Raw genomic sequence first — 23,682 nt, forward strand, 5'->3', positions numbered from 1 at the left:
CACGGCGGTGCTGGTTGCGAGGGTGGTTGTTCGGGGCCGGGGCGCCGAGGTCCGGGCGGAATACCGATCCGGCGGACGTAAATCGAGAGCCTACGATGCCAACGGTGGTCCACGGCGGCGAGTCGGTTCGGTAGGCTTGCCACGAACCGTGATGCGAACGAGGACGTTATGACACTTTTGTTGCAGATCATGGTCCTGCTGACCAGCATCCTGCTGGTGCTGCTCGTGCTGCTGCACCGGGCCAAGGGCGGCGGGCTCTCCTCGCTGTTCGGCGGCGGCATGCAGTCGAGCCTGGCCGGGTCCAGCGTCGCGGAGAAGAACCTGGACAGGATGACGTTGTTCGTCATCGCGCTGTGGGTGATCTCCATAATCGGCACCGGCTTGCTGATCAAGATGGGTGCCTCCTGACGAGCACGCGCGCGGTCGGGGCGCGGCCCCGGCCGCGTACTCGTACGGTCTCGGTCCACACGATGTCGACCGGAACGATGGTGGGACGGTGGGTGAAAGCGGATGACTGGTGGTAACTCGATACGTGGCATGCGCATCGGGTCGAGTTCGAGCGGTGCCGAGGTCGACCGTGGCGAGGCGGCCCCCCGACAGCGGGTCGCCTACTGGTGTGACAAGGAGCACCTGACCGAGCCCTCGTTCGCGATGGACGCGCGAGTTCCGGAGACCTGGGAGTGCTCGCACTGCGGACTTCCGGCCGGGCGGGACCGGGAGAACCCGCCGTCGCCGAAGCGCAACGAGCCTTACAAGAGCCATCTCGCCTACGTCAAGGAACGACGCAGCGACGAGGACGGCATGGAACTGCTCGACGAGGCGCTGCGCAAGCTGCGGCAGCAGCGCGGCCGCCCCGAGGGCTGAGCCGACGGCGCTCCGTCACTCCTCCTTCCTGCCGTCCCTTCCCCGGGCGTTTCCGCCGTAGGTCGGTTTCCGGGGGCCGCTCGGTCTTCGTTGGTTGCGTCGTCGAGGAGTCAACGACCTTCGTGTCGGGACGGGTTCAGCCGACCGGCTCGCGCTCGCGCAGCGTCTCGCGCGCTTCCATGAGCGCGAAGCCGAGCAGGTTCAACCCCGGCCACCGCTCCGGATCGCCCGCCGCCGGGTTGTCGGCGGCCAGGCCGATGCCCCACACCTTGTCGCGCGGGCTGGCCTCGACCAGCACCCGAGCGCCGGTGCTGCGCAGGAAGCGGCGCGGTTCCTCGTGCTGGCCGAACTTCGCCACGTTGCCCGCCACCACGGCGGCGAACCGTTCCCGCTCCCACTGTTGTTGGTCGAAGCCGCGCACCTTGCGGCCCAGTGTTTTCGCGCGGTGCGGGTGCTCGGCGGCCAGGATCCGCTCGGCCATCTCGTCATCACCGAACAGCCGCGCCTTGCGCCACATCATGAAGTGCTCTGCGGTGGCGAAGACACGATCGTGCGCGGTGAACGGCGCGGGCCACCACTGACTCAAGCAGCCGCGCCCCGCACTGCCGTCCCGCTCCGGACGATTTCCCCAGAAGAACACGAACTTCGTGCGCACGTCCTGCCGCATCCGTTCGACCAGCTCGGCGACGTTCCGAGGCCGTGCCGTGTTGCCCGCTGCCTCGTTGTACCCGTGCGTGGCGGACTCGTTGGTGGGCATGTGGATGATGCTACTTTCCCTCGTTGTCTTCGACGGAACTTTTCTTCGTTCGCTGAGCGCCCCGGTTCGGTGGTTTTCGGGACGATGGCGGCTCTTCCGGGGCTTCGCTGAGCTCGTTTGCCTGGAAGAGCCGCTTGTTCCGCCGAACCTCGACCCCGTGAATCGGGTGTTCGCAGACGTTCGTGTGCGGAACGCGTCGTGCTTGTCCGAAGTCACACCTCGCCCGTGAAGTAGACCGTGTTCGCGGCGAACACGTTGGGCTGCACGCTGACCTGCAGCTTGCCGGGTTCCTCGGAGATGGTGAAGACCATGGTGTAGGTGACGTCGCCGCCCGGCGGGAGTTGGGTGTTCGGGAGCTGGTCGCCGGCGGCGTAGTTCTGCTGGGCGACCTTGCCCGCGTGCTGTGCGGTGATGTTCACCGAAGCGACGTTGTACTCGGCGTCGCCGTTGTTGACCACGTGCACGTCGAACTGGACGTATCGCTTGCCCGCGTCCGGCTGCAGGAACTGGTTGCTCTCGGTGTAGGGGCTCGGCTTCGAGATGGAGATCGTTTCGCCGCCGCGCCAGGTGTGCTTCTCACCGAAACCGAGTTTCACCGGGGAGTCGGAGGAGCCGGACTCCGTCGATTCCGTCTTGGACGATCCGGACTGTGTAGCGGTCGAGCCGTTCGAGGTCGGTGCGGGCTGTACGGATGTGCCCGGTTCGCTGTTGGTGGCACCCGTGGCTTCCCCGCTACTTTCGATGGTGCTGACCAGCGCTGCCTGAACCACCACGGTGATCACGATCGCCAGTACACCCAGTCCGGTGCCGATTCCGGCCATCACTTTCCTGGTGCCGAACAGGGCGATGGCCCCCAGAACGATCCCCACGAAAGCGGCAACGGCGGTCAGGATGTTCAGAATCGGGATTATCGAGCCGCATGCCCCGATGATCCCCAGCACCAGGCTCGCCACCGCGAGACCGGAGAACTTTCCGCTGCGCTGTTGCGGCGGTACGGGCATGTAGGTCATTTTGCTTTTGCCTTTCGTCCGATGCGGACTGTCCGTGCGAGGGGCGTCAATTTCTCGCGAAATCGCCGCGCCCTTGGGTTGATGTGGCCTTGTGTTCGTCAATTTCCCGCGAAATCGCCGCCGCCGAGGCCGACGTCGGGAAACGACCATGAGCGACGCCGCGCGCGTGTCCCCGGTGCGTGAGTCGGATGCATTGCCGCATGGTGGTTCTTCGGCGCGCCAGCGCCGAAACGACCACCTACGCAGCCAGCACCGCTGCGGGTTCTCTCGTGGTGTTCTCGCGAGGACGGCCCCGACGTTGTGTAGTACCTACCCGATGTCGGGGCACCCGCAGCGAGAGCCCGCGAGAGGTTCCGCCAAGTGAGTCCCGCGCCAACCGGAACCGAGAAACTCTGGTTATCGGCCGCGGATCCTTCGTCCGTATTGGCTCTCGGGGTGGATAATGGCGTCGGCCACGCGACCCCCGGCGTCCTTGGCGCCGCCCGCGAAGTTCAGCGTGCCCTTGGTGTTGGCGCTGGCCGCCACGCCGTGCCAGTACCTGGCTTCGCGTTCCCAGCGCACTGTGGACAGCAGGTGGAGCAGCTCGTCCTCGGTGATCGTGCCGCCGTTGGTGGCCCAGCCGGTCGCCTGGTGCGCGGCGATGCCGATGCCCGCCAGCACCGCGGGGGCGGACACGGCCGAGCGGGTGAGGAAGGGGTCCCGCAGCGTCGAGATGAGCCTTGACAACAGCGGAACGAGCCTGCGAGTGGCCTGTTCGGCGGTGACTCCCTCGGGCAGTTCCTCGTCCCGGAGGGTCGATCCCGAACGCGCGAGCCCCGCCCTGCCGAACAGCGTGCACACCACCAGCGCACGCAGCGCCGAGAGAGTGACGACCTCGGGCGAGGATGCCTTGAGCTGCCTGCCCCTGGTCTCGACGAACTTGCCGAACGGCACGGACTCGCCGTGGCGTTCGATCCGCACGTTGTCGATCACCAGGTGGGCCAGCCTGGTGCCGAAGTCGCGCTGGTCCATCGACATGGCCAGGTTCTTGGCGACCGTGATGCCCTCGACGTTGCGGTCGTAGAAGATCTGCCGCGCCTCCTTGACATCCAGGCCCCAGAACAGTTCGAAGGGCACCCGTATCCGGGTCAGCGCGTCGATGGTGAGTCCGTAGCGCTCGGGTGAGTCGTAGAGCTCGTGCCAGGCGGCGACCTGCGTCTCGCCGTCGATGGCCACCACGGGCGAGCCGGGGGCGATGGACACCGTTCGCATGCCGGTTCCGGCGACGAGTTCCTCGCCGATCGAGGCGAGCTGGGAACCCAGCCAGAGCGTGACCGGGGGTGTCGACCACGCGGCCCCCAGGTCGCCTTTCACCCCGGCGGCCATGTAGCCGGCGTAGGAGGCGACGTTGCGGCCCTTGCTGGTGGACCGCAGCATCCGCTGCACCAGCCCGCGCACTTCGGCGTGCCTGCGCAGCGTGCCGGAGGCGTGTTTGAGCGCCTGCTGGTTCTCCTGCGATTTCGGGGAGGGGACCAGCTGCAGCAGGGTGGGCAGTCCGAGCGCGCCGATCACCGCTTCCGGGCGGAACGGGGTGACGTGCAGCCGGATGCCCTCCGTTTCGCTGGTGGGCATGGGGATGGACATGGCGTTCCTCTCTCGTGGAGCGGGTTTGGCCTCTCTCGGGGAAGGGCTCTGGCTTCTCTCTAAAGCAGGTCTGGGGTGCGATCGCCTGACAACCGGCCGCGTTGAAAGCGTGATCATAAAACCATAAGCTGAAAGCACTGTCAAACGTGTTTACAGATTTGATCGATGTTGTAGGCTGTTTACGGCTCGGCTCCCGGAACAGGACAGGACCTCGCGATGCCCCAATCAGCCGCGCAGCTGACCGCTGCCGAGATCTCCCGCATCGCGGGGGTGACCCGGGCGACGGTCAGCAACTGGCGCCGACGCCACCCGGACTTTCCGGCGCCGGTGGGTGGAACCGACAGCAGTCCCGCCTACGACGCCGAACAGGTGCGGACCTGGCTGTCGGAGCGGGGCCAGCTCCCGCGACGAACACCACGGGAGGAACTGCGCGACACGCTGCGCACAACCGGGGACGAGATCGGCGGCCCGGCTGTCCGATTGCTGCCGCTGCTGACAGCGTTGGCCGGGCTCGACGATTCCGAACGCGCCCTGATCGCGGGTTCGCCCGAACCGAGGCAGTGGGAGCTGCTGGACCGGGCGATGACCGAAAACCTCACCGAGAGCTCGGGGGTACGCGGGCCGCTTCCGGACGAGGTCCCGGCGACGGTGCTGCGCTCGCTGCTGGAGTGCGTGGCCGCCGACGGTGTGCTCGCCGCGCTGGACGTGCTCACCGAGGTGATCAGCGAGGATCCGGAGACCGGTACCAACCCGACACCCCGGCCGTTGGCCGAGCTGATGGTCTCGCTATTGGCTCCCGGCGAGGAGCGTTTCCCGAAGTCCGTTTTCGACCCGGCCTGCGGCGCGGGCGGGCTGCTGCTCGCGGCGGCCGAAGCCGGTGCCGCCGAGGTGTTCGGTCAGGAGGTTCACGACTCGCTGGCGGCGCTGAGCTCGGTTCGGCTCGACGTCGCGAGCTCGGCCGAGCGGGTGATCCGCACTGGAGACAGCCTCCGCGCGGACGCCTTCCCTCGGTTGCGTGCCGCCGGAGTGGTCGGCGTCCCGCCGTACGGCGTACGGGACTGGGGCCACGAGGACGTCGCCTACGACCCCCGCTGGGTGTACGGGCTGCCGCCGAAGTCGGAGTCCGAACTGGCCTGGGTGCAGCACTGCCTGGCCCACCTCGAACCGGGCGGCCGGGCGGTGCTGCTGCTGCCTCCCGGCGTGGCGGAGCGGGCCTCCGGGCGTCGGATCCGTTCCCAGCTGGTGCGCTCCGGCGCACTGCGGGCGGTGATCGGGTTGCCTCCGGGCGCGGCGGTGCCCTCGCATCTCGGGCTGCACCTGTGGCTGCTGGCCGCACCCGACCCCGAGCACCGCGAGGTCGCCCCCGTGCTGTTCCTGCAGCCCCCGGCCGAGGAAACGGCGTTGCCCCCGGACTCCTCGGGCGAGCAGCGCGCCTCGGGGCGTGCCGCGTTGTCCTGGGAGGCGCTGCGGGAGCGGGTGTTGCCCGCGTGGCGCGACTTCCTGGCCGACCCGGAGGGGTTCGAGGCCGTGCCGGGAGTCGCCTGCGCCCGCCCGGCCGTGGACGTGCTCGACGAGAACGTGGACCTCACGCCGCGACGCCAGGTACACACCGGTGCCGGGGCGGTCGATCCCGAGCGTAGGCACGATCAGGTGCTGCGGTCGTGGCAGCGGCTGCAACGCGCCGGTTCGGAACTGCTCGACTCGCTCGACGGTCCGGAGTGGCGATCCGCCGGTTCGGAACCGGCCGAGTGGCGTTCGGCCACTGTGGCCGACCTGCTGCGGGGCGGTGCGCTGGAGCTGCACCGGATCTCCACCTCCGGAGCGGCGGAGGAGACCGCCGGTGCCGAAGTGGCGTGGCGGGTGCTCACCTCCGCCGATGTGTGGGAACACGCGGTGCCTTCCGGCTCCACCGGGCAGCCGCCCTCGGAGACGGTGGAGATCGCCGAGGGCGACGTGATCCTGCCGGACACGCTCAAAGGACTGCGGCAGGTGCCGGTGCGCGTGGCAACGGCCGAGGAGGCGGGGGCGCTGCTGGGGCGGCAGCTGTATCTGCTGCGGCCGGATCCGGAGCGGCTCGACGCGTGGTTCCTGGCCGGTTTCCTCGGTTCGGAGGAGAACACGAACAGCGCCACCACCGGCAGTTCGATCCTGCGGCTGGACGCCAAGCGGCTGCGGGTGCCGCTGGTCGCGCCGGAGCGGCAGCGCGGCTACGGCGACGCCTTCCGGCGGCTGCACGCGATGCGGGAGTCGGCCCGCGCGGTGGACCGGATCGCCGCCGAGGCGCTCCGCGAGACCACCGCAGGCCTCACCGAGGGCGCGCTGCTGCCGCCGACCGACGACTCCGAAACGGAATCCGATGTGGACTACCGATGACCACCGGCCCCCCGCGCGGCGATTTCGCGGGAAATTGACGCCGCGCCGCCGTGGGACGAGGCGGATGACCGTCGATTTCGCGAGAAATCGACACCGCCCGGGAGATCGACACCCCGAAGCGGTGGGCCACCGCCACAGCCGCCGCTTCGTCGTTGCGAATCCGATACCCGAGCTCACTGTCAGTGAAAGATCATTCTTCAGTAGTATTTCCGCAGGTCGCGTTCGTGCGACGACTGCGGGGAAACCGACCCGGCCGGGGGAAAGCCGATGACAACAACGAGTGAGGGCCTGGAGACCGGTGCGCTGGTCTCGGTCCGTGGGCAGAAGTGGGTCGTCAGCGAGGTCGACCAGGGCGAGACCAGCACCCTGGTGGGGCTGCAGAGCGTGGAGGACGGCCGCTACGGCGAGATGCTGGAGGTGCTCTGGGAACTCGAACCGGGCAGGCAGGTGCTGCCCGCCGGTTCGTTGCCGGAGCTGCCCGAACAGGACTTCGATCCGCCGGAACGCCTGGCCGCGTTCCTGGACGCGGTGCGCTGGTCGGCGGTGACCTCGGCCGACGTGAAGACGCTGCAGGCGCCGTTCCGCTCGGGCGTGGCGATCGAGGACTACCAGCTCGAACCGGTCGCCCGCGCCATGGATTCCCCGCGCGTGAACCTGCTGCTGGCCGACGACGTGGGCCTGGGCAAGACCGTCGAGGCCGGGCTGGTGGCCCAGGAGCTGCTGCTGCGCCAGCGCGGCAAGCGCATCATGATCGTCTGCCCGGCCGGGCTGACCGCCAAGTGGCGCGACGAGATGGCCGAGAAGTTCGGCCTGGACTTCACGATCATCGACTCCGAGTGCTGCGCGCGGGTGCGCCGCGAGTACGGCAGCGCCGCCAACCCGTTCAACATCTTCCCCAAGGCCATCGTCAGCCTGCCCTGGCTGCGCGGCGCCAAGGCGCAGCGGCTGCTCAACGAGGTACTTCCCGCAGGCGGCCCGACCTACCCGCGCACCTTCGATCTGCTCATCCTGGACGAGGCCCACCACGCGGCCCCGGCCGCGCCGAAGCAGGTTTACGCCGTGGACTCGCAGCAGACCAAGCTGATCCGTACGCTGGCCCCGCACTTCACGCACCGGCTGTTCCTCTCGGCCACCCCGCACAACGGTTACCAGGCGTCGTTCACCGCGTTGCTGGAGATCCTCGACGACCAGCGGTTCGCCCGGGGTGTGGAGCCGGATCGGGCGGCGGTGGACGAGACCGTGGTGCGGCGGCTCAAGACCGAGATCACCGACGCCGAGGGCAATCCGCGCTTCGCCCGCCGCCACGCGATGGCGATCCCGGTGGAGTACCCGGAAAGTGAACGCGAGATCCACGGCCTGCTGACCCGGTTCGCCGCCACTCGCCGCGACAAGCTCGCCTCCCGCCGGGGCCGCAAGGCCACCGACCTGGTGACGCTGCTGCTGAAGAAGCGGCTGTTCTCCAGCCCCGCCGCGTTCGAGCACACCGTGGGGGTGTATCTGGACACGCTGCGCTCGCGGTCCGGCTCGGCTCAGCTCGACGACGACGTTCCGGAGTGGATGGACGAGTTCTTCGACGAGCTCGCCACCTACGACGACGAGCACATGGCCGACGCCGAGGACGACGCGCTGGACCGCACCCGCCCGATGCAGCCGGACCCGGCCGAGGACGAGATCGGGCTGCTGGAGCGGATGCGGGAGTGGGCGTGCTCGCACGAGGCCCAGCCCGACGCTAAGGCCCGCGAACTGATCAAGCACCTCGAAGCCGTGTGCAAACCGGACCGGGACTGGACCGACGAGCGCGTCGTGGTGTTCACCGAGTACCGCGACACCCAGCAGTGGCTGGCCAACCTGCTGCGCCAGGAGGGCCTCGGCGGTGACAAGCTGGCCGAGCTGCACGGCGGCATGAGCACCGAGGAGCGCGAGCGGCTGCGGCTGGCCTTCCAGAAGCACCCGAGCGAGCACCCGCTGCGCATCCTGCTCGCCACCGACGCGGCCAGCGAGGGCATCGACCTGCAGAAGCACTGCCACCGGCTGGTCAACTACGACATCCCGTTCAACCCGAACAAGCTGGAACAGCGCATTGGCCGCATCGACCGCTACGGCCAGAGCCGGGTCCCCGAGGTCCGGCACTTCGTCGGCACGGGCTGGGACGGCGCGGTGGACTCCTACGAGGCCGACCTGGAGTTCCTCGCCCGCGTGGCCGACAAGGTCGCCCGCATGGCCGAGGACCTGGGTTCGGTCAACGCGGTGCTCTCGGACAAGGTGCAGCGCCGGATGCTCGGCCAGATCGTCCGCGACGACGAGGTGGACAGCGCGGGCAGCACGAAGGACCGGCTCGTGGTGGAGTCGAACGTGCGCGAGCAGGTCCGCAAGCTGCGGCAGAACCTCGACCGCACGGTCAGCGAGCTGGGGACCACCCCGCGGCGCGTCAAACGGGTGGTCGACACCGCGCTGGAACTGGCCGGGCAGCAGCCGCTGCGCGAGCACGTCGACGACCGCGAGGCCCCCGTGCCCGGCACGCTGTACGACGTGCCCGCGCTGACCGGCTCCTGGACCCGCGCCACCGAGGGGCTGACCGAGAAACCGGTCGAGACAGATCACTCGAACCGTGCCGAGCAGCCGCGCCAGCTGCCGGTGACCTTCGACCCGGCCGTGGCCGAGGGCCGCGACGACGTGGTGCTGGCCCACCTCAACCACCCGCTGGTGTCGATGTCGACCGGCCTGCTGCGCTCGGCGGTGTCCAACGAGAACTCCGAGCTGTGCCGGGTGACCGCGGTGGTCAGTGACGACCCCGAGCTGGAGGACGTGCTGGTCGGCGCGTATTCGCGGTTCGTGCTGGTCGGCGCCGACGGGGTGCGGCTGCACGAGGAGGTCATCCACGCGGGCGGCTGGGCACCGGCCAACGGGCGGTTCCGCAGGCTGGAGAACCTCGGCACGCTCGGCGGCATCCTGGACCGCGCGCTGACCGACGGCACCCCCGCGCCCCCGCCGGTGTGGAACCGGATCGTGGGCCGCTGGCCCAAGGTCCGGGACGGGCTGCTCTCGGCCATCGACTGGCGCACCAACACCCGGCGGGACTCGCTGCGGCGCACGCTGGCCCAGCGCGAGGAGGCCGAGCGGGAGCGCATCAACACCGTCATCGACCAGTTCGCGAGCACGCTGCGCGCCAAGCTGGCCGAGGACGAGGACCAGGCGGAGGAGGCGCTGTTCAGCCGCGCCGATGTCAGCCGCAGCCGGGAGGAGCGCGCCCAGTACCGCCGCGACCGGCAGAAGTGGCAGCAGCGGCTGGATCAGCTCGCCACCGAGCGGGACCGCGAGCTCGGCGTGATCGCCGAGCGCTACCGCGAGCAGGAGCCGCACCGTTTCCCCGTAGCCGTGATCGTTGTCGTGCCGAAGCGAGAGGCGACCCGATGAGCCCGAAACCGTTCCACCGCAAGGCACCGGACGCCGCCGAGCAGCACCGCGAGTGGCTGGACCTGGTCGAGGTCAGCGGCCCGTTCCTCTCGCTGCCGGTGCTCAAGCGGCACTGGCCGAGCGGCCCGGACGCGCTGGACAAGCCCACCAGGCAGCGGCTGCGCCGCGCGCACTCGGCCTGGCAGGCCGACGTCTCCGCCGGGCAGCGGGACTGGATCGACTACGTGCTCGGCGAACTGCTCGGCTGGGGCGAGCGGCTGCGCCGCGAGGGTCTGGAGGGGCTCTCGCTCGACGTAGCCGAGCACGACACCCGGCTGGCGCCCTCCTTCGCGCTGGTCGAACCCGACGAGCACGTCGAGCAGCGGGGGCAGGCCGATCCGAGCGAGCGGTCCGATTCGGGCGAGCGGGCCGAGTCAGCAGAGCAGGTCAAGCCGGACGCGGTGCGGCTGCTCGGCGTGGTCTGCGAGCCGGGCCAGCAGCCCACCGCCCGCCTCGCCGGTTCCAGCTGGGCCGCCACACCCGCCGACCGGCTGGCCCAGCTGTGCCGGCACCACGGTGTCGAGCTCGGCCTGGTCACCGACGGCCGCTGGTGGGCGCTGGTGCGTGCCCCGCGCACCGGGGTGACCACCACGGCCGTGTTCGACGCGGTGCCGTGGCCGGAGGCCGCCGAGCGCGACGTGGTGCGCGCCTTCGTCTCGCTGCTGGGGCGCAAGCGGTTCTTCGCCGTGCCGGCGGGCGAGCGGCTGCCCGAGCTGCTCAAGGCCAGCGAGGACTCGCAGGAGGAGATCACCGAGGCCCTGGGCGTGCAGGTGCGTGAGGCGGTGGAGCTGCTGGTGGCCGCGTTCGGCCGGGCCAGCACCGAGCAGCGCCGCCGTGGCGAGTCCGAACTGGACTCGGTGGCCGCGCACGAGGTCTACCGCGGCGCGGTGTCGGTGATGATGCGCGTGGTGTTCCTGCTGTTCGCCGAGGAGCGCAGGCTGCTGCCCTCGGACAACGAGCTCTACGCCACCACCTACTCGGCGGGGCGGCTCTACGACGAGCTGGAGCGGCGCGAGCTGGAGTCCAGCGAGGAGGACCTGCAGCAGACCTACACCGGCTGGTACCGGCTGTTGGCGCTGTTCGAGGCGGTCTACCGGGGTGTGACCCATCCCAGGCTGACGATGCACCCGCACGACGGTTCGCTGTTCGACCCGGACGCGTTCCCGTGGCTGCCGCTGAACATCGACGACCGCACCGTGCTGCACATGCTGCGCTCGGTGCAGCACGTCTGGGTGGGCAGCGGCAGGTCGCGCGAGCGGCGCACCCTGTCGTTCCGCTCGCTGGACGTGGAGCAGATCGGCTACGTCTACGAGGGTCTGCTCTCCTACGACGGGTTCCGCGCCGAGGACACCACGGTGGGGCTGGTCGGCAAGCAGGGCAGGGAGGCCGAGGTGCCGCTGCGGCGGCTGGAGGAGCTCGCCGCCGACAGCGCCGACACCACTGAGCTGGCCGAGACGCTGGCGGCGGAGTTCAAGGATTCCGGCATCGGCACGGCCAAGCAGCTGGCCAAGCGGCTCGCCCCGCCGGACGCGGTGGAGCGGGAGGAGCGGCGCAAGAAGCTGCTCGGCGTCACCAGGGGCGATGCCGCGCTGACCGAGCGGCTGCTGCCGTTCCGGGGCGTGATCCGCGACGACCTGCGCGAGCTGCCGGTGGTGGTGCTGGGCGGGGAGCTGTTCGTCACCGAGTCGCCGCTGCGCGCCAACACCGGCACGCACTACACGCCGCGGTTCCTGGCCGAGGACGTGGTGCGCCACGCGCTGGAACCGCTGGTCTACGAGCCCGGTCCGTTGACCACGGCCGAGCAGCGCGAGTGGCGGCTCAAGCCCAGCGGCGAGATTCTGAAGCTGCGGGTGGCCGACATCGCGATGGGTTCGGCGGCTTTTCTGGTGGCCGCGGCGCGGTATCTGGGCGGCAGGCTGCTGGAGGCCTGGATCGCCGAGGACGACGAGCGGGTGCGCGAGTACCAGCCGCAGGAGCACGCCGGGGACAGCGAGGAGGACCCGGCGGTGGTGGAGGCGCGCAGGCAGGTGATCGAGCACTGCCTGTACGGCGCGGACATCAACCCGATGGCGGTGGAGATGGCCAAGCTCTCGCTGTGGTTGGTGTCGATGGATTCCCAGCGGCCGTTCACCTTCCTGGATGACAGGTTGGTGGCCGGGGACTCGTTGCTGGGGATCACCTCGCTGGAGCAGCTGGAGTACATGCACCTGGACGCCAGGAAGGGGCGGGCGATCCACGAGCGGTCCCCAGTGGACTTCACCGCCGATGTTCGTTCGCTGGTGTCCGAGGTGGCCGAGCAGCGCCGCGAGCTGCGCGAGATCGACGGCACCACGCTGGAAGGCTTGAACCGCAAGCGCGCGCTGCTGGCCGAGGCCAACCTCAAAGGCAGGCAGGCAGAACTCGCAGCGGATCTCACCGTCGGCGCCGCGCTGGCGCACGCGGGGCGCGGCGAGAAGGGCCTGCGTGACGGCTCCATCGCCGCCGCCGACCACGCGCGGCGGATGGAGGCCGACGAGGCCCGCGCCCGCGAACAGGCCCGCGAGTGGCTGGACACCGACCTGCCCGAGGGCAACTTCGGCCGCGACACGCTGCACTGGCCGCTGGTCTTCCCCGAGGTCTTCGAGAACGGCGGCTTTGACGCGGTGGTGGGGAACCCGCCGTTCTTGGGTGGGTCGAAGATCACGGGAACCTCCGGAATAGCGTACCGATCGCACCTCGTTGATACACTCGCCAGAGGAAAGAAAGGCAATGCTGACCTAGTTGCCTATTTTGCACTCCAGGTGCACCGATTGCTTAGCCCTGCAGGGCAAGCGGGAATTATTGCTACCAACACCCTTGCTCAGGGTGATAGTCGTGAAGTGGGATTGGATCAGCTCGTTGATGACGGCGTGACCATCCGACGTGCGATCAAGAGCGAGCCCTGGCCGTCGAAGAGTGCAGCTCTGGAATACTGCGCCGTGTGGTCCAGTCATACCGCTCTGAGAGATACGGCGCAGTCTACTGTTGATGGCTTGCCGGTTGTAGGTATCACGCCGTACTTGACGCCCCGCTCGCGCGCAAGCGGTAAGATAGAAAGTCTGACTTTCAACCGGGATATCTCGTTTCATGGCACTAAGGTTACTGGGCTGGGATTTACTTTGGATCCTACGTCGGCTAAGGAGTTGATAAATAAAGACTCTAGGAATTCTCGTGTTGTATTTCCTTATCTCGTCGGTGAGGATGTCAGTTCTCGTTCTGACTGTACCGCCGCTCGTTGGATAATTAATTTCCACAACTGGAGTGAGGAAAAGGCGAGAGGTTACCCTGAGTGCTATGATCATGTGTATCGTCTCGTTAAGCCGGAACGGGAGAGAAACAACAACAAAAGAGTTCGTGAGATTTGGTGGGTTCACGAACGTCATCGCCCGGAGCTTTACAGAGCTATAGAGGACTTGGATCGGGTGTTGGTGCTCACGCTGGTGAGTAAGGCCGTGATGCCGGTGATGGTGCCAACCGGTCAGGTTTTCTCGCATAAGCTTGCTGTTTTCGCCACCGAGGACACGGCGATGTTGGCCTTGCTATCGAGCACCCAACACTTCTGGTGGGCGATTCGTTACACCTCGACGTTGGAAACACGGGTCAACTACTCTCCTTCTGACGTCTTCGAGACGTTCCCGCTGCCGGAGCTCACGCAGGAGCTTCGGGATCTCGGTGACGAGTTGGATCGCTACCGCAGGGAAGTGATGCTCACGCGGGATTCGGGGCTGACCAAGACCTACAACCTGGTGTTCGATCCGGAGTGCACGGATTCGGACATCGTGGAGTTGCGGCGGATTCATCGCGAGATCGACGAGGCCACGGTGCGCGCCTACGGCTGGCAGGAGCGCATCGACGCGGTCGGCGGCCTGGACCACGGTTTCCACCCGGTCGGCCGCGAGACCCGCTACACCATCGGCCCCGCGGCCCAGCGCGAGATCCTGGACAGCCTGCTCGAACTCAACCACGAGCGCCACCAACAGGAAGTCGCCCAGGGCCTGCACGACAAGAAGAAGGGCACCAACAAGAAAGCCACTCCCAAGAAGAACACCTCGGGTAACTCCAGCCAGCAGAACGGCACCGAGGCCCTGTTCTGAACGGGTGCCCGGCTGACCGGCAGCGAAGCCGGGAGCGATCGGGCGACCGGGCTCGCTGCCACAGTCGGGTTCGCTGATTGCGGGCCAAATTGGGTGCTTGGTCGGCTAGAGTGATCGTGAGCGAGTGGGGTCGTGCACGGTGAGCGTGCGCTTTGGACGTGAAGGGAGCCGTGATGGCGGAGCAGAGCGCCGATGCGTCCGGTTTCGTGGGTGCTGGGGCGGCGTTGCAGTCGATCCGGGACGAGAACTCCTGGATCCAGCAGCAGATCTCTGGGGGTGGGCTGAGCATGGAACCCCAAGCCGCCGACAACGCGGCCGAGGTGTACAGGCGTGAAGCTGAAGTAGCTGAGAGGCTTTCCAGGGAAGCTGACGGTTTGCAGCAGGTATCGGGTTTAGGGGACTATCTCTCCGGCCAGCAGTTGGCGGAGAAGTTTGGAAATAAGGCCCGTAACGGTTCAACCGGTGCGGCCGATTTGCTGGAACAGTTCGCTAGCGAATTGTATCGTAAGGCGGATTTGTTCAAGCAGGCCAAGAAAAACTATCAGGCTACCGATGAACAGGCTGCCGATGATCTGCGAAGGGGTGCGCAATGAAGAATTGGACACGTTCTTTGTGGATGGTTGTTGCCGGGGTAGCATTGGTTGGCTCTTCTGCATGTTCGCCTAGCGACGGTGCTGTCGGGCCGTCCGAGACAACGAGCGCGTCTTCTTCGGAAGAGGTTTTGACGAGTGTAAAACCGTGCGAGATGTTGTCCTCAGATACTCTGAAGTCTTTTGGGTTAGAAGTCCCAGGTAAACCTATGGATACCTTGCCGTGGACGCCGGGATGCGATTATATGGGTGATCCTGTTGGGGTGACGCTGGTGAAGAACACGCGCCAAACGGTGGCTTCTTCCAAAGAAAAGTCAACGTGGGCCAGTTTTGACCGAACTAAGGTGAACGGACGTGCTGGAGCTACCGCTATCACGAAAGGCTCCACACAGGCGCAGATCTGCAACGTGATGTTCGACGCTGGTCAGGGAATGATTCAGGTCCGAGCTCAGGAGACTGGTCGTTCTGACGAGATCGACGAATGTGCGAAGGCGCTTGAAATTGCGAAGAAGGTGGAGCCGAACGTTCCTGAGCCCGCGTGAGTGGGGCTCGCGGCACGCTGCGCTTGCAGGCCTGTTGCGACCTTGGCGAGAGTGAGGGCGCGGGTAGCGCCTCCGGTGTTGGCGGAGGCGCTGTGTCGCCGGGGCTGTCTCAGCTGAACCGGTCGGTTTTGACCGCGTCCAGGAACGTTTGCCACTGGGCGCTAGTGGTGGTGAAGTAGCCGAGCGAGCGGTCCTTGGTGTCGCGGACCGCCGCGCCGTCGCCGACTCGGCCGACTTCGACGCAGGCCGTGTGCTTGCTTGACCGGCTGGACTTACGCCAGCGCGTAACCGTTTCCGTCACGATATGCTCTCCTCAACAGCGTCTGCACGGTCGGCGATGAAGTTCAACGAGTCTTCGGGGGTCATCGTCGCCTCGCGCAGGGTATCGAGCGCCTGACGGTGTTCCTCAACTGCTTTGCTGTCGGTGAGAAACACTGCCGAACACAGCTGCTCGAAGTGCACGATCGGTGGCGCCTTCGAGAACTCGAACAGGACGAACTCGCCGGAGTGCGCCGGTGTCCAGCGGTTCACCGTGGAGGGGAGCACGCGTACGGTCACATTCGGGAACTCCGCCGTCTTGAGCATGTGCCGTAGCTGGTCGGCCATGGTCGCTGCGTCGCAGACGCGCTCTTCGAGCGCACGCTGCATGATGATGGCCTCGAACTCCGGAGCGTTGCGACCGATGAGGATGTCGCGTCGACTCGCCCGCATCGCCACTCGCGATTCCAGCTCCTCGGGTGGAGCTTCTGTCATGACGGCCCGCGCGTAGTCCCCGATCTGTAGCAGTCCAGGGATGAGCAGCGGGGCGATTTCGGCGATGTACGTCGCGGTGCGTTCGTACTCGATCAACGAGACGAGCTCCTGGTGAGCACCTGGGAAGCCTGATCGTATCCAGTTCGGATGGTGCGCTTCACGGGCTGATTCGACCAGTCGCTCCCGCTCTGAAGTGGGGAGTCCGAGAGCTACGGCGATCCCGGCGACGTCTTCTGGAGTAGCGGCACGTTCGCCTCGTTCGGTTCGGCCGACCCACGCGTGCCCCATGTTGACTCTGCGAGCCAGCTCACGAGTGTTGATCCCTGCCTCGTTGCGAGCTTTCCGCAGTTCAGCGCCTAGCGAGCGTGCTCGTGGGTTTCCGGGTTTGGATCCGACCATGAGCCAAGAGTAGTTCATGTTCCCAAAACAGTGGATCACTCGAAGGTGTCATTGCGTAGCTGGCTACAGTCCGAGATCTTTGGATCGAATCCAAAACTTTTGGATTGGGTCAATAATGAAGAGGATGTCAATGAATAGCTTTCGTAGAAGACTGGTGGCTTGTGTGCCAGGGAGCCAGCCTCGGCAGGGGCCAGCCATTTCCCAGCTGTTTCCCGGGATGTTCCGGTGACTCCGCCGCCGAGCGCTTGGCACGAGCTGGCGTTGCATTGGCACGCCCATGTGGATCTGCGGGCCAGTTGTTCCAGATCTCGTCGTAGACGGCGGCCGGTGGCGGTGTTGTTCACGCCGCAGGCCGCGGCGGCCTGGCTGGCCGGAACCGTGCAGCGCTACCGCAGCGAGACAGTGACCGTGCGGTACAACCCCGCCACCGGCCCTGCCCCTACCGATTCGGACTCACGGGACAGCTGCGGCGACCACCACCTGCTGTCACTGGGCTACCCGCTCGACGCGCTGATCCTCACCACCAACGGGGAGCTGTACCTGCACCTCGACCCGCTCGACCCCCGCGCATGCCCCTACCACCGACCCGAACGCCACGACTCAGGAGACAACCATGTTTTCTAACGCCATGACGCTGTACCGGGTGGTTAATCCCGACTCACTCGGGTCCTACACCGAACTGCTACACCACCAGCCCACCGACCACCACGTCGACGACGCCGAAGCCTTGCCCCGGCTGCGTGAATGGGCGCTGGCCGTGCTCGACCGCACCGAAGAACGCTTCGGGATGTACCAGATCGCGATCATGCCGCTGGACCAGTACGACAGACCCGACGAGAACGCCTTCCACGACCTCATCGCCGCCGACACCGAAGTCATCGAGGACTACCTCTGCTGGTCCGGATGCTCCGAACTCGTCCCCGCTTCGGGGAGGTGAATTTCCGGCCGGTCTGCTTGGGTGGTTACTCGGCGGAACCTCTGGCACGGCTCTCGCGAGGAAGGCCCGACGTGGCGTAGGTGGCTACTCGATGTCGGGCCTCCCGGAGAGAGAGAGAGAGAGAGAGAGCCGCACGCGAGAATCCGCTGCGGTGCCCATTGCGGAAGTGGTGGAGCTCGGATCTGCGTCCCAAGGAAAGTGCCTACTCAATCGATGGATCAGTAGGGATTCATAGGGTAGACAGAAGGAAAGTGGGACGGATTCGGTGTAATCAACAGTTTGACAGAGAATTTCAAGTGAAGTTCGTTTGGGTATTTGTCGTGGTTCAATGATCAGACAAGGAGGCATAATTCTTCAAAGTCTATCAGTAGAATTCGCTGTATGTTTCATGGATTCCTACATCGTGAAGTGTCCGTTGGTATACGTGATCACCAAGTAGTTCACGCCAGCCGTTTTGGCTTCGAAGAAGAGCTTCTGCAATCTGGATCGCATATTCTGGTGTCATGAATGACTGGTTTCCGAGTGCCACTGCCGCTTGGCGATGACGTACCCCCTTTTTCATAAGAGCGCGAGCTGAGCGCGTATCTACCCCGAGACGGATATACTCGGGAAGATTGGCAACAGCACTAGCAAGAACACGTCCTTGATCTCCCAGATAACGTTCAAGAATGGTGATACCTTGTTCTACAATACTAACAAGCGAGTGTGAGACCACCTCGCCATGTATTCGTAGCAAAGTATCGACGTTACAATCCAATTCCTGAGCAATCTTGACAAAGGTCCATCCAGAGACCCACCATTGAATTATGGTGCGCAGACTTCCAGAAGAAAGTTCAAAGTCTCGACGTGAAGACTTTTTCACTTTTTGTGCAAAGTCAGGCTGATTGAAAGACCAACTTAGTAACGCTTCAAGTAGTTGATCATCAATTGATGAATCGACGGACTCCCAGTTATCAAAGCTGGGCTCAAGCTGATTGATTACAGAATCAATGAGCCGTGTTTTTGTGCCGGTGTCGCGGACCCATTGGAGTCTACCAGAAATCTGTGTTTCGTAGACTCGAGTCGCACGTAGTTCGAATACGTCATTAAGAAGTCGTCGTCCCCCGTTATCACTCTGTTGTGCGGCGAATGTCCCATCGGCAAGTGACATCGCAAGTTCACGTAGTTGTTCCCTGCCGATCTCATCGTGGATCAGTTCGACAAGAGTTGCATCGATGCCGTCGATTAGTGGATGTATTTCCGGACTTGCTTCGAGGTCCTGGTTCGTGAGGAGGGGTCCGTGCTGCGTCTGTAGATGATGAAGTAACTGGTACAACGCGCCATACACCTCCTCACCTGGTTGGTCTGAGGCTACCTGTTGAATGTAGGGCCATTGTCTCTTGTTTGCACATATCACAAGCCCTTTCGTGGAACTTCCCGCACGACCAGCTCGCCCCACTAGATTTCTGACGTCACGTATACGCATGGAATTCTGTTCGCCATTGAATGAACGCCATTCCAAACTGTAAAGGACTAGAGTGCGGATAGGGAAATTTACTCCTTGGGCTAGCGTGTTCGTGCACAAAACCATTCGAACTTGTTGATTGCTCAAGAGTTCTTCTAAAGTTTCGCGTGTCTCTTGAGGTATGTCGCCGTGGTGTACGATAAATCCCGAAAATAATGCTTTTGTTCCAATCCAATCGTTCCCATATTCTCTCGAAAGATAATCGAGTACAGGCCTCACAGAATCCTGTGAATGCATGTATCTAGAAGGATCGGGTAGTGGCAGACTAAAATCAAGCTGCTGAAGAACCTCCTCAGCAAGACCATTAACTCCCTGAGCACCAGACTTGTTCGGTGCAAATACAGCTACAGTACCCAGTGCTAGTGATTTACGTGCGGCTGCGACTGCCTGGGTTTTGATAGATGAGTACTTGTAAGTTTTGACGAAGTTTGTTTCTGGGTTGACGTATTTGAAATCGGATGCTTGAAGAAATCCGGGCAACGTGTGACTTCGCGAAGTCGTTGATGCTGATCGCACCATCAAGTTAATGGTTTTATTGTTGCCTTTTCCGGCGGAAAGAAGTACTCCATATTCTGTATCTGCTGGTCGAAACTTGCTTCTGATGACTGTTTGATCTGATCCGCCAAGCCAAGCATTGATCTCTTCGATGTTAGGAACTATAGCCGAAATAAAAATCATTCTTGGCTGTATGTCACTCTGAGCGAGAAAACGTGAAAGAAGTAGTTCTAATACAATTCCTCGATCTCCTTCATCTAGAAGGTGCCCTTCGTCGCATATCGTTAGAGATACTTTCGCAAGTATATCTGGAGATCTAATCAGTAAACCATTGAGCGCTTCTGGGGTAGCGATGATTATGCGAGTCCTGCCAACGTCGTAAGGTTCGTCGCTAGTAGGAACTGTTCCACCATAAATGGTCCTTGTCGGAAGGCCGAGATCAGTGAGACGTTGGGCCAGTGAATTTCGTAGTTCTCGCGCAAGTGCCCGAGAAGGAACCAACATGATGACAATATCTTGGGGGTTTTTGGTGAGATGACTGAATATCAGTGTCTCGGTAAGTGCCGTTTTACCCCCACCTGTGGGCATTTGCAGAGAGTGGGGATCGGTACTTACCAGAAGCCCTGAATTTATGGCTTCGATCTGAGATGGGAAGAAATCCCATACGGGCGGGGTTCGATTGAGAAAAGAATTGACAAGTGGTGTCCAACGTGGATCTACCCCATTGGGAAGAATCGAACGTATATTCACCTGATGGAAACGCTTTAGTAGCGACGCGTAGATGTGATGAGCAACCCATTCTTCAGGGCCAGCGTTCAAAGATTCACGTTTTTTTGTTTCTGCCTCACGTACGGCTTGTTCAATGTCGTTCATTCGACCTTCACGAACAGCAGCTAGCAGTCCATCTACATACTGCGACACTAGAAAATTTGGTCGTGCCAGCAGATCGTAACACGCTAAATACGCTTGTGATGTCCAGTCACTATAATCAGCTCGACGCATAGTCAGATAAGCGGAGGCCGAGTAACCTCCGCTGTAAAATGCTGTCGCTGAAAAAAACAATGTGTCAGATTTCTTTACTCCTGTTAAGCTGTCGACTAGCTCAGCGAGAGAATTCCCTAGAAGGGCCCAGTCGTGTCGATCTTCGGGTGCGCCTCGTAAGTAATCAAATAGTTCGCCCACTAGCGAAATGTAGAGATCGGTTGAATTGCTTGCTCTATTAAAGCTTTCGGTTTGACTTAGCAAGCCGAAAGCTTCTCTGTTGCTGTAATCCTCGGCGTGGGTTATCCAGCTTCGCAGTGTATTTCTCATGTGTTCTTAATTTCCTATTCAGTGCTATCCATTATTGCAGAATAGAGAGATTCGTAGTTCTTTTTGAGCTCTGCAACTGAGATTACTACTAGAGTGCACTCCTCTTGTAGCGACAGATCAGCTGTATTTAGCTCACTGTCGAGCAAGCTGGAGCAGATCACCGCTACCGCGCGAAAATCATAACTGGCTTGCGGATGATCGATTGCTTTGATGAATCTTTCGATCTGGTCAAGATCTACAGTTCCTAAATCTTCTCCTAATGCTCTTTCTCTTAGCCACATCAGTGTTTTGGTCAAACGTCCTTTGCTGTCTTTCTGTGAGTCTTCGATCGCAGAGGCGATCGGTTTTGAATCATTATTTGTAGATTTAGTCTTGACTTCCGCGCATATTACCTTGTCATTTGATGATGAATTCGGCCATTCCGGTAGAATAAATTGGACAACATCCGAATGTGGTGCTGGTTTGTTGCGACCTTCCTTGAGTCGCCATTTTTTTGGGTCGCGTACGTTATTGGGGTAAGCCTCTGATGCAAGGAACAGTGCCGTGAGGATTTCGCCAAAGTCTCCGGCCTTGACTGACCCGACATCTGGTATGTTTGCCTTTATTATCTCGGATGGCGAGCGGTTCGTTCTATTGATATTATCGCTCAGTTTGGTATCCGACAGGTAGCAGCGTCTCGCCGATACCCCCAGAATTTCTTCCCAAGCGACTGTAGCACTCGTGGGTACTTTGATGAGCATGAATGGATGACCTGTGTCCTTGACAAAAGTCTTCCTGAATTCTGCGAAGTCGAGGCCAAGCTCTTGCATCATCCTCCTAGGGGACACATCCGGCTTGGATAAATGTGTAATCCAAGAATAGATTAATTTGACTGACACTATATCCACGGGTAGTAATTTTTATGTAATCGCAATTTACCGATTTTTTGTGTGATTACTTGTGATCTACTTGAGTCCTACTGCGAGTGTCATGACAGTACAGTAGAACAACACTAACACTTGAAGTGATTGGGTTCCCCTTGATAAGAACACGACGAATAAGCTTGAACAGTGAATGACTCGAAATCGGGCATAGCGAAGAGGAGCCAGGCAGATCGTCACTTGGCGACAACGGGGGAGACATCGTGCGCCGCCACGACGAGCAGTGTGGCGGAGCTGGTCGAGCGGGTCCGGCGGGGTGAGATCCGGGTGCCGCGCCTCCGCCGCGCCTTCCGATGGAAACGGGCGGACGCGGCCGAGTTCTTCGACAGCATCCGCAGGAACTACCCCGTGGGGAGCCTGCTGTTGTGGTCCCGACCGGCTGTTGTCGGAACTGGAGGGTTCGACTCCTCGCGTGGCGAGACCCCATCGACCGAGCGCGAAGTCTGGGTGGTGGACGGCCGACAGCGCGTCACCGCGCTGGTCGAAGCGATCCACCCGGGAACCCCGGCCGATCCACGCTTCGCGCTCGCATGCCAGCTGGACAGCGACCGCTTCGTCGAACCATCGGCCCACGAGGACCCGTCGATCGTCCCGCTGCCGGTGCTGTTCGACCCGCGACGGCTCATGAACTGGTTCCGGCAGTACCCGGACATCACCGAGTACTTCGAGCTGGCCACTGCGATCACCCAGCGGCTCCGGCAGTACCCCGTGCCCGTGCACCTGGTCGAGCACGACGACGAACGAGCAGTGCGCGACATCTTCGACCGGATGAACAGATCCGGCAGGAGACTGGGCAAGGCAGCGGTCTTCGCGGCGATCGAGGCCACCGGCACGAACACATCCACGAAGCGGTTGAGCCCTCCGATCATCGCCGCGCAGCTCGACGAGGAACGCCGATTCGGGGTGCTCGACGAGGAAACCGTGCTGCGGGCGGTACTCGTCACACGTCATCCGCCCGCGCGGCGGGACACTGGTTACGAATTCGGCGCCGCCGACAGTGAAATCGGCCAGTCGGCCTACCGCACGGCCCTGGAGGCACTCTCGCGTGCCGTGGCGTTCCTGCAGGACGAGGCCGCGATGCCGCACTTGGCGCTGTTGCCGTTCCGGTACCCGCTCGTCCTGCTGGCCCGCTTCTTCGCCAGCCATCCCGAACCGGCTACCCGCAACCGCGCGCTGCTGCGCCGGTTCTGCTGGCGAGCCGCCGTCCTCGGACCGGGCGTCTTTCCGGGCGGAACAAGCGGAGCCCTGCGAACTCTCGGACCACTAATCACGCCGGATGACGAAACCGGTTCCGTCCAGGACCTGCTGCACGCGCTGGGCGGCAGGCCCGCCGAACGATCAGTCCCCGATATACGAGAATTCCGGGCCAATTCCGCGGCGAACAGGATTATCCTCTGTAGCTGGTGGGACAACGATCTTCGCGATCCGGCGAACAGGGAAGTGTTCGACCGCGCCGAGCTGTCCGAGAGCCTGGCCGGTCGGTGGACCGCTGCCGAGGCGGTGCATCCCCTGATCCCACCGAAGCGACTGCCGGAGGAGAGCCGTACCGGCGTCGCCAACCGGGTGCTGCTGCCGGTGCTGCGGCACGATCCGGAGGAGATCGAGGACCTGTTGCTGTCCGAACCCGCTGGACCGGCCGACGATCGACTGCGCGCTGTGCGGCGTTCCCACCTGATCACCCCCGAGGCGACGCGGCTGTGGGCGGCGGACGAGCCCGCCCGCTTCCTCGCACAGCGGCAACAGCTGATCCACGAAACGGTCGCCGATTTCCTCGAACGCAACTGCGAATGGGACTTCGAGGACACCCCGCCGTTGCGGGAGCTGACCGGCCACGACGCGGACGAATCGCCCGGCGCGGCAACCGGTGTCGGACCCGTGTGAGAGAAATCGGGATGATCACCGGGCCGCGTGATTCCCGGGCCGGGCGGGCGCGTGCGCGAAGCGGTGCCGCGTGGCTCCGCCGGATCCGCGCGGCGCGGCGGTGCACCGGCTTCCCGGTCCGTGGAGCCGTCTCCCGCGACCGACCCCAGACGAGCCAC

General features: G+C 63.6%; 17 protein-coding genes and 1 pseudogene. 10 read left to right on the plus strand and 8 right to left on the minus strand.

The features are described 5' to 3' along the window. The first annotated feature begins 168 nt into the window (after positions 1-168). Positions 169-408 (plus strand): preprotein translocase subunit SecG, encoded by a 240-nt coding sequence (secG, locus tag ACOQFL_RS01565; protein ID WP_092627637.1) that lies wholly within the window; start codon positions 169-171, stop codon positions 406-408. Positions 409-510: 102 nt separating this feature from the next. Beyond that, on the plus strand, positions 511-864 hold the full coding sequence (locus ACOQFL_RS01570; RefSeq protein ID WP_435542272.1) for an RNA polymerase-binding protein RbpA: 354 nt from the start codon (positions 511-513) through the stop codon (positions 862-864). Between the two features lie 136 nt (positions 865-1,000). Here the strand turns inward: ACOQFL_RS01570 and ybiA are convergent, their stop codons facing one another. From ybiA to ACOQFL_RS01585, 3 genes are all read right to left on the minus strand, one after another. Then, a complete protein-coding gene (gene ybiA / locus ACOQFL_RS01575) occupies positions 1,001-1,531 on the minus strand; it encodes a riboflavin biosynthesis intermediates N-glycosidase (protein ID WP_435542461.1) in 531 nt (176 codons plus the stop codon). 302 nt (positions 1,532-1,833) lie between these two features. Continuing rightward, entirely contained in the window at positions 1,834-2,622 is a 789-nt protein-coding gene (locus tag ACOQFL_RS01580) for a DUF4352 domain-containing protein (RefSeq protein ID WP_435542273.1), read from the minus strand. A 405-nt stretch (positions 2,623-3,027) separates the two neighbouring features. Next, positions 3,028-4,254, minus strand: a complete 1,227-nt coding sequence (locus ACOQFL_RS01585; RefSeq protein WP_435542274.1) for a DNA sulfur modification protein DndB — start codon at positions 4,252-4,254, stop codon at positions 3,028-3,030. 216 nt (positions 4,255-4,470) lie between these two features. Between ACOQFL_RS01585 and ACOQFL_RS01590 the strand changes: the two genes are divergently transcribed. The 5 genes from ACOQFL_RS01590 (at position 4,471) to ACOQFL_RS01610 (ending at position 15,324) form a co-directional block, all read left to right on the plus strand. Next, positions 4,471-6,627 (plus strand): N-6 DNA methylase, encoded by a 2,157-nt coding sequence (locus ACOQFL_RS01590; RefSeq protein WP_435542275.1) that lies wholly within the window; start codon positions 4,471-4,473, stop codon positions 6,625-6,627. A gap of 267 nt (positions 6,628-6,894) precedes the next feature. Beyond that, the gene (gene drmD, locus ACOQFL_RS01595) at positions 6,895-10,041 is read left to right on the plus strand and encodes a DISARM system SNF2-like helicase DrmD (RefSeq protein ID WP_435542276.1); all 3,147 of its coding nucleotides are present in this window, start codon (positions 6,895-6,897) and stop codon (positions 10,039-10,041) included. After that, positions 10,038-14,192, plus strand: coding sequence for an Eco57I restriction-modification methylase domain-containing protein (locus ACOQFL_RS01600; RefSeq protein ID WP_435542277.1), 4,155 nt, complete (start codon positions 10,038-10,040; stop codon positions 14,190-14,192). The genes drmD and ACOQFL_RS01600 overlap by 4 nt, the downstream gene beginning before the upstream one ends. A gap of 173 nt (positions 14,193-14,365) precedes the next feature. Beyond that, positions 14,366-14,785, plus strand: a complete 420-nt coding sequence (locus ACOQFL_RS01605; protein ID WP_435542278.1) for a hypothetical protein — start codon at positions 14,366-14,368, stop codon at positions 14,783-14,785. Between the two features lie 23 nt (positions 14,786-14,808). Beyond that, complete coding sequence (locus ACOQFL_RS01610; RefSeq protein ID WP_435542462.1) at positions 14,809-15,324, plus strand: DUF3558 family protein; 516 nt, start codon at positions 14,809-14,811, stop codon at positions 15,322-15,324. Positions 15,325-15,433: 109 nt separating this feature from the next. On the opposite strand, the gene ACOQFL_RS01615 is transcribed toward ACOQFL_RS01610, so the two are convergent. The 3 genes and pseudogenes from ACOQFL_RS01615 to ACOQFL_RS01625 all read right to left on the minus strand — a co-directional run. Beyond that, the gene (locus ACOQFL_RS01615) at positions 15,434-15,625 is read right to left on the minus strand and encodes a DUF397 domain-containing protein (protein ID WP_435542279.1); all 192 of its coding nucleotides are present in this window, start codon (positions 15,623-15,625) and stop codon (positions 15,434-15,436) included. Then, positions 15,622-16,173, minus strand: coding sequence for a DUF5753 domain-containing protein (locus ACOQFL_RS01620; protein WP_435542463.1), 552 nt, complete (start codon positions 16,171-16,173; stop codon positions 15,622-15,624). Before ACOQFL_RS01620 ends, ACOQFL_RS01615 begins: the two co-directional genes overlap by 4 nt. A gap of 90 nt (positions 16,174-16,263) precedes the next feature. Continuing rightward, positions 16,264-16,494: pseudogene (locus tag ACOQFL_RS01625) on the minus strand (helix-turn-helix domain-containing protein); the annotation flags it as partial. Positions 16,495-16,701: 207 nt separating this feature from the next. Between ACOQFL_RS01625 and ACOQFL_RS01630 the strand changes: the two are divergent. Further along, a complete protein-coding gene (locus ACOQFL_RS01630) occupies positions 16,702-17,100 on the plus strand; it encodes a hypothetical protein (RefSeq protein ID WP_435542280.1) in 399 nt (132 codons plus the stop codon). Then, on the plus strand, positions 17,090-17,413 hold the full coding sequence (locus ACOQFL_RS01635) for a hypothetical protein (RefSeq protein WP_435542281.1): 324 nt from the start codon (positions 17,090-17,092) through the stop codon (positions 17,411-17,413). Before ACOQFL_RS01630 ends, ACOQFL_RS01635 begins: the two co-directional genes overlap by 11 nt. Before the next feature lie 364 nt (positions 17,414-17,777). Here the strand turns inward: ACOQFL_RS01635 and ACOQFL_RS01640 are convergent, their stop codons facing one another. Further along, positions 17,778-20,723, minus strand: a complete 2,946-nt coding sequence (locus ACOQFL_RS01640) for a DEAD/DEAH box helicase (protein ID WP_435542282.1) — start codon at positions 20,721-20,723, stop codon at positions 17,778-17,780. A gap of 14 nt (positions 20,724-20,737) precedes the next feature. Further along, entirely contained in the window at positions 20,738-21,535 is a 798-nt protein-coding gene (locus ACOQFL_RS01645; protein ID WP_435542283.1) for a Hachiman antiphage defense system protein HamA, read from the minus strand. Between the two features lie 333 nt (positions 21,536-21,868). On the opposite strand from ACOQFL_RS01645, the gene ACOQFL_RS01650 reads away from it, so the two are divergent. Next, the gene (locus tag ACOQFL_RS01650; protein WP_435542284.1) at positions 21,869-23,524 is read left to right on the plus strand and encodes a DUF262 domain-containing protein; all 1,656 of its coding nucleotides are present in this window, start codon (positions 21,869-21,871) and stop codon (positions 23,522-23,524) included. The last annotated feature ends 158 nt before the right edge of the window (positions 23,525-23,682 follow it).

Source organism: Actinopolyspora sabaoui (genome assembly GCF_051225635.1).
In the GTDB taxonomy this organism is placed as follows: Bacteria; Actinomycetota; Actinomycetes; order Mycobacteriales; family Pseudonocardiaceae; genus Actinopolyspora.

Coding starts and splice junctions, on each gene's coding strand:
- secG (WP_092627637.1), top strand. CDS start 169: ATGACACTTTTGTTGCAGATCATGGTCCTGCTGACCAGCATCCTGCTG.
- ACOQFL_RS01570 (WP_435542272.1), top strand. CDS start 511: ATGACTGGTGGTAACTCGATACGTGGCATGCGCATCGGGTCGAGTTCG.
- ybiA (WP_435542461.1), bottom strand. CDS start 1,531: ATGCGGCAGGACGTGCGCACGAAGTTCGTGTTCTTCTGGGGAAATCGT.
- ACOQFL_RS01580 (WP_435542273.1), bottom strand. CDS start 2,622: ATGCCCGTACCGCCGCAACAGCGCAGCGGAAAGTTCTCCGGTCTCGCG.
- ACOQFL_RS01585 (WP_435542274.1), bottom strand. CDS start 4,254: ATGTCCATCCCCATGCCCACCAGCGAAACGGAGGGCATCCGGCTGCAC.
- ACOQFL_RS01590 (WP_435542275.1), top strand. CDS start 4,471: ATGCCCCAATCAGCCGCGCAGCTGACCGCTGCCGAGATCTCCCGCATC.
- drmD (WP_435542276.1), top strand. CDS start 6,895: ATGACAACAACGAGTGAGGGCCTGGAGACCGGTGCGCTGGTCTCGGTC.
- ACOQFL_RS01600 (WP_435542277.1), top strand. CDS start 10,038: ATGAGCCCGAAACCGTTCCACCGCAAGGCACCGGACGCCGCCGAGCAG.
- ACOQFL_RS01605 (WP_435542278.1), top strand. CDS start 14,366: ATGGCGGAGCAGAGCGCCGATGCGTCCGGTTTCGTGGGTGCTGGGGCG.
- ACOQFL_RS01610 (WP_435542462.1), top strand. CDS start 14,809: ATGGTTGTTGCCGGGGTAGCATTGGTTGGCTCTTCTGCATGTTCGCCT.
- ACOQFL_RS01635 (WP_435542281.1), top strand. CDS start 17,090: ATGTTTTCTAACGCCATGACGCTGTACCGGGTGGTTAATCCCGACTCA.
- ACOQFL_RS01640 (WP_435542282.1), bottom strand. CDS start 20,723: ATGAGAAATACACTGCGAAGCTGGATAACCCACGCCGAGGATTACAGC.
- ACOQFL_RS01645 (WP_435542283.1), bottom strand. CDS start 21,535: ATGATGCAAGAGCTTGGCCTCGACTTCGCAGAATTCAGGAAGACTTTT.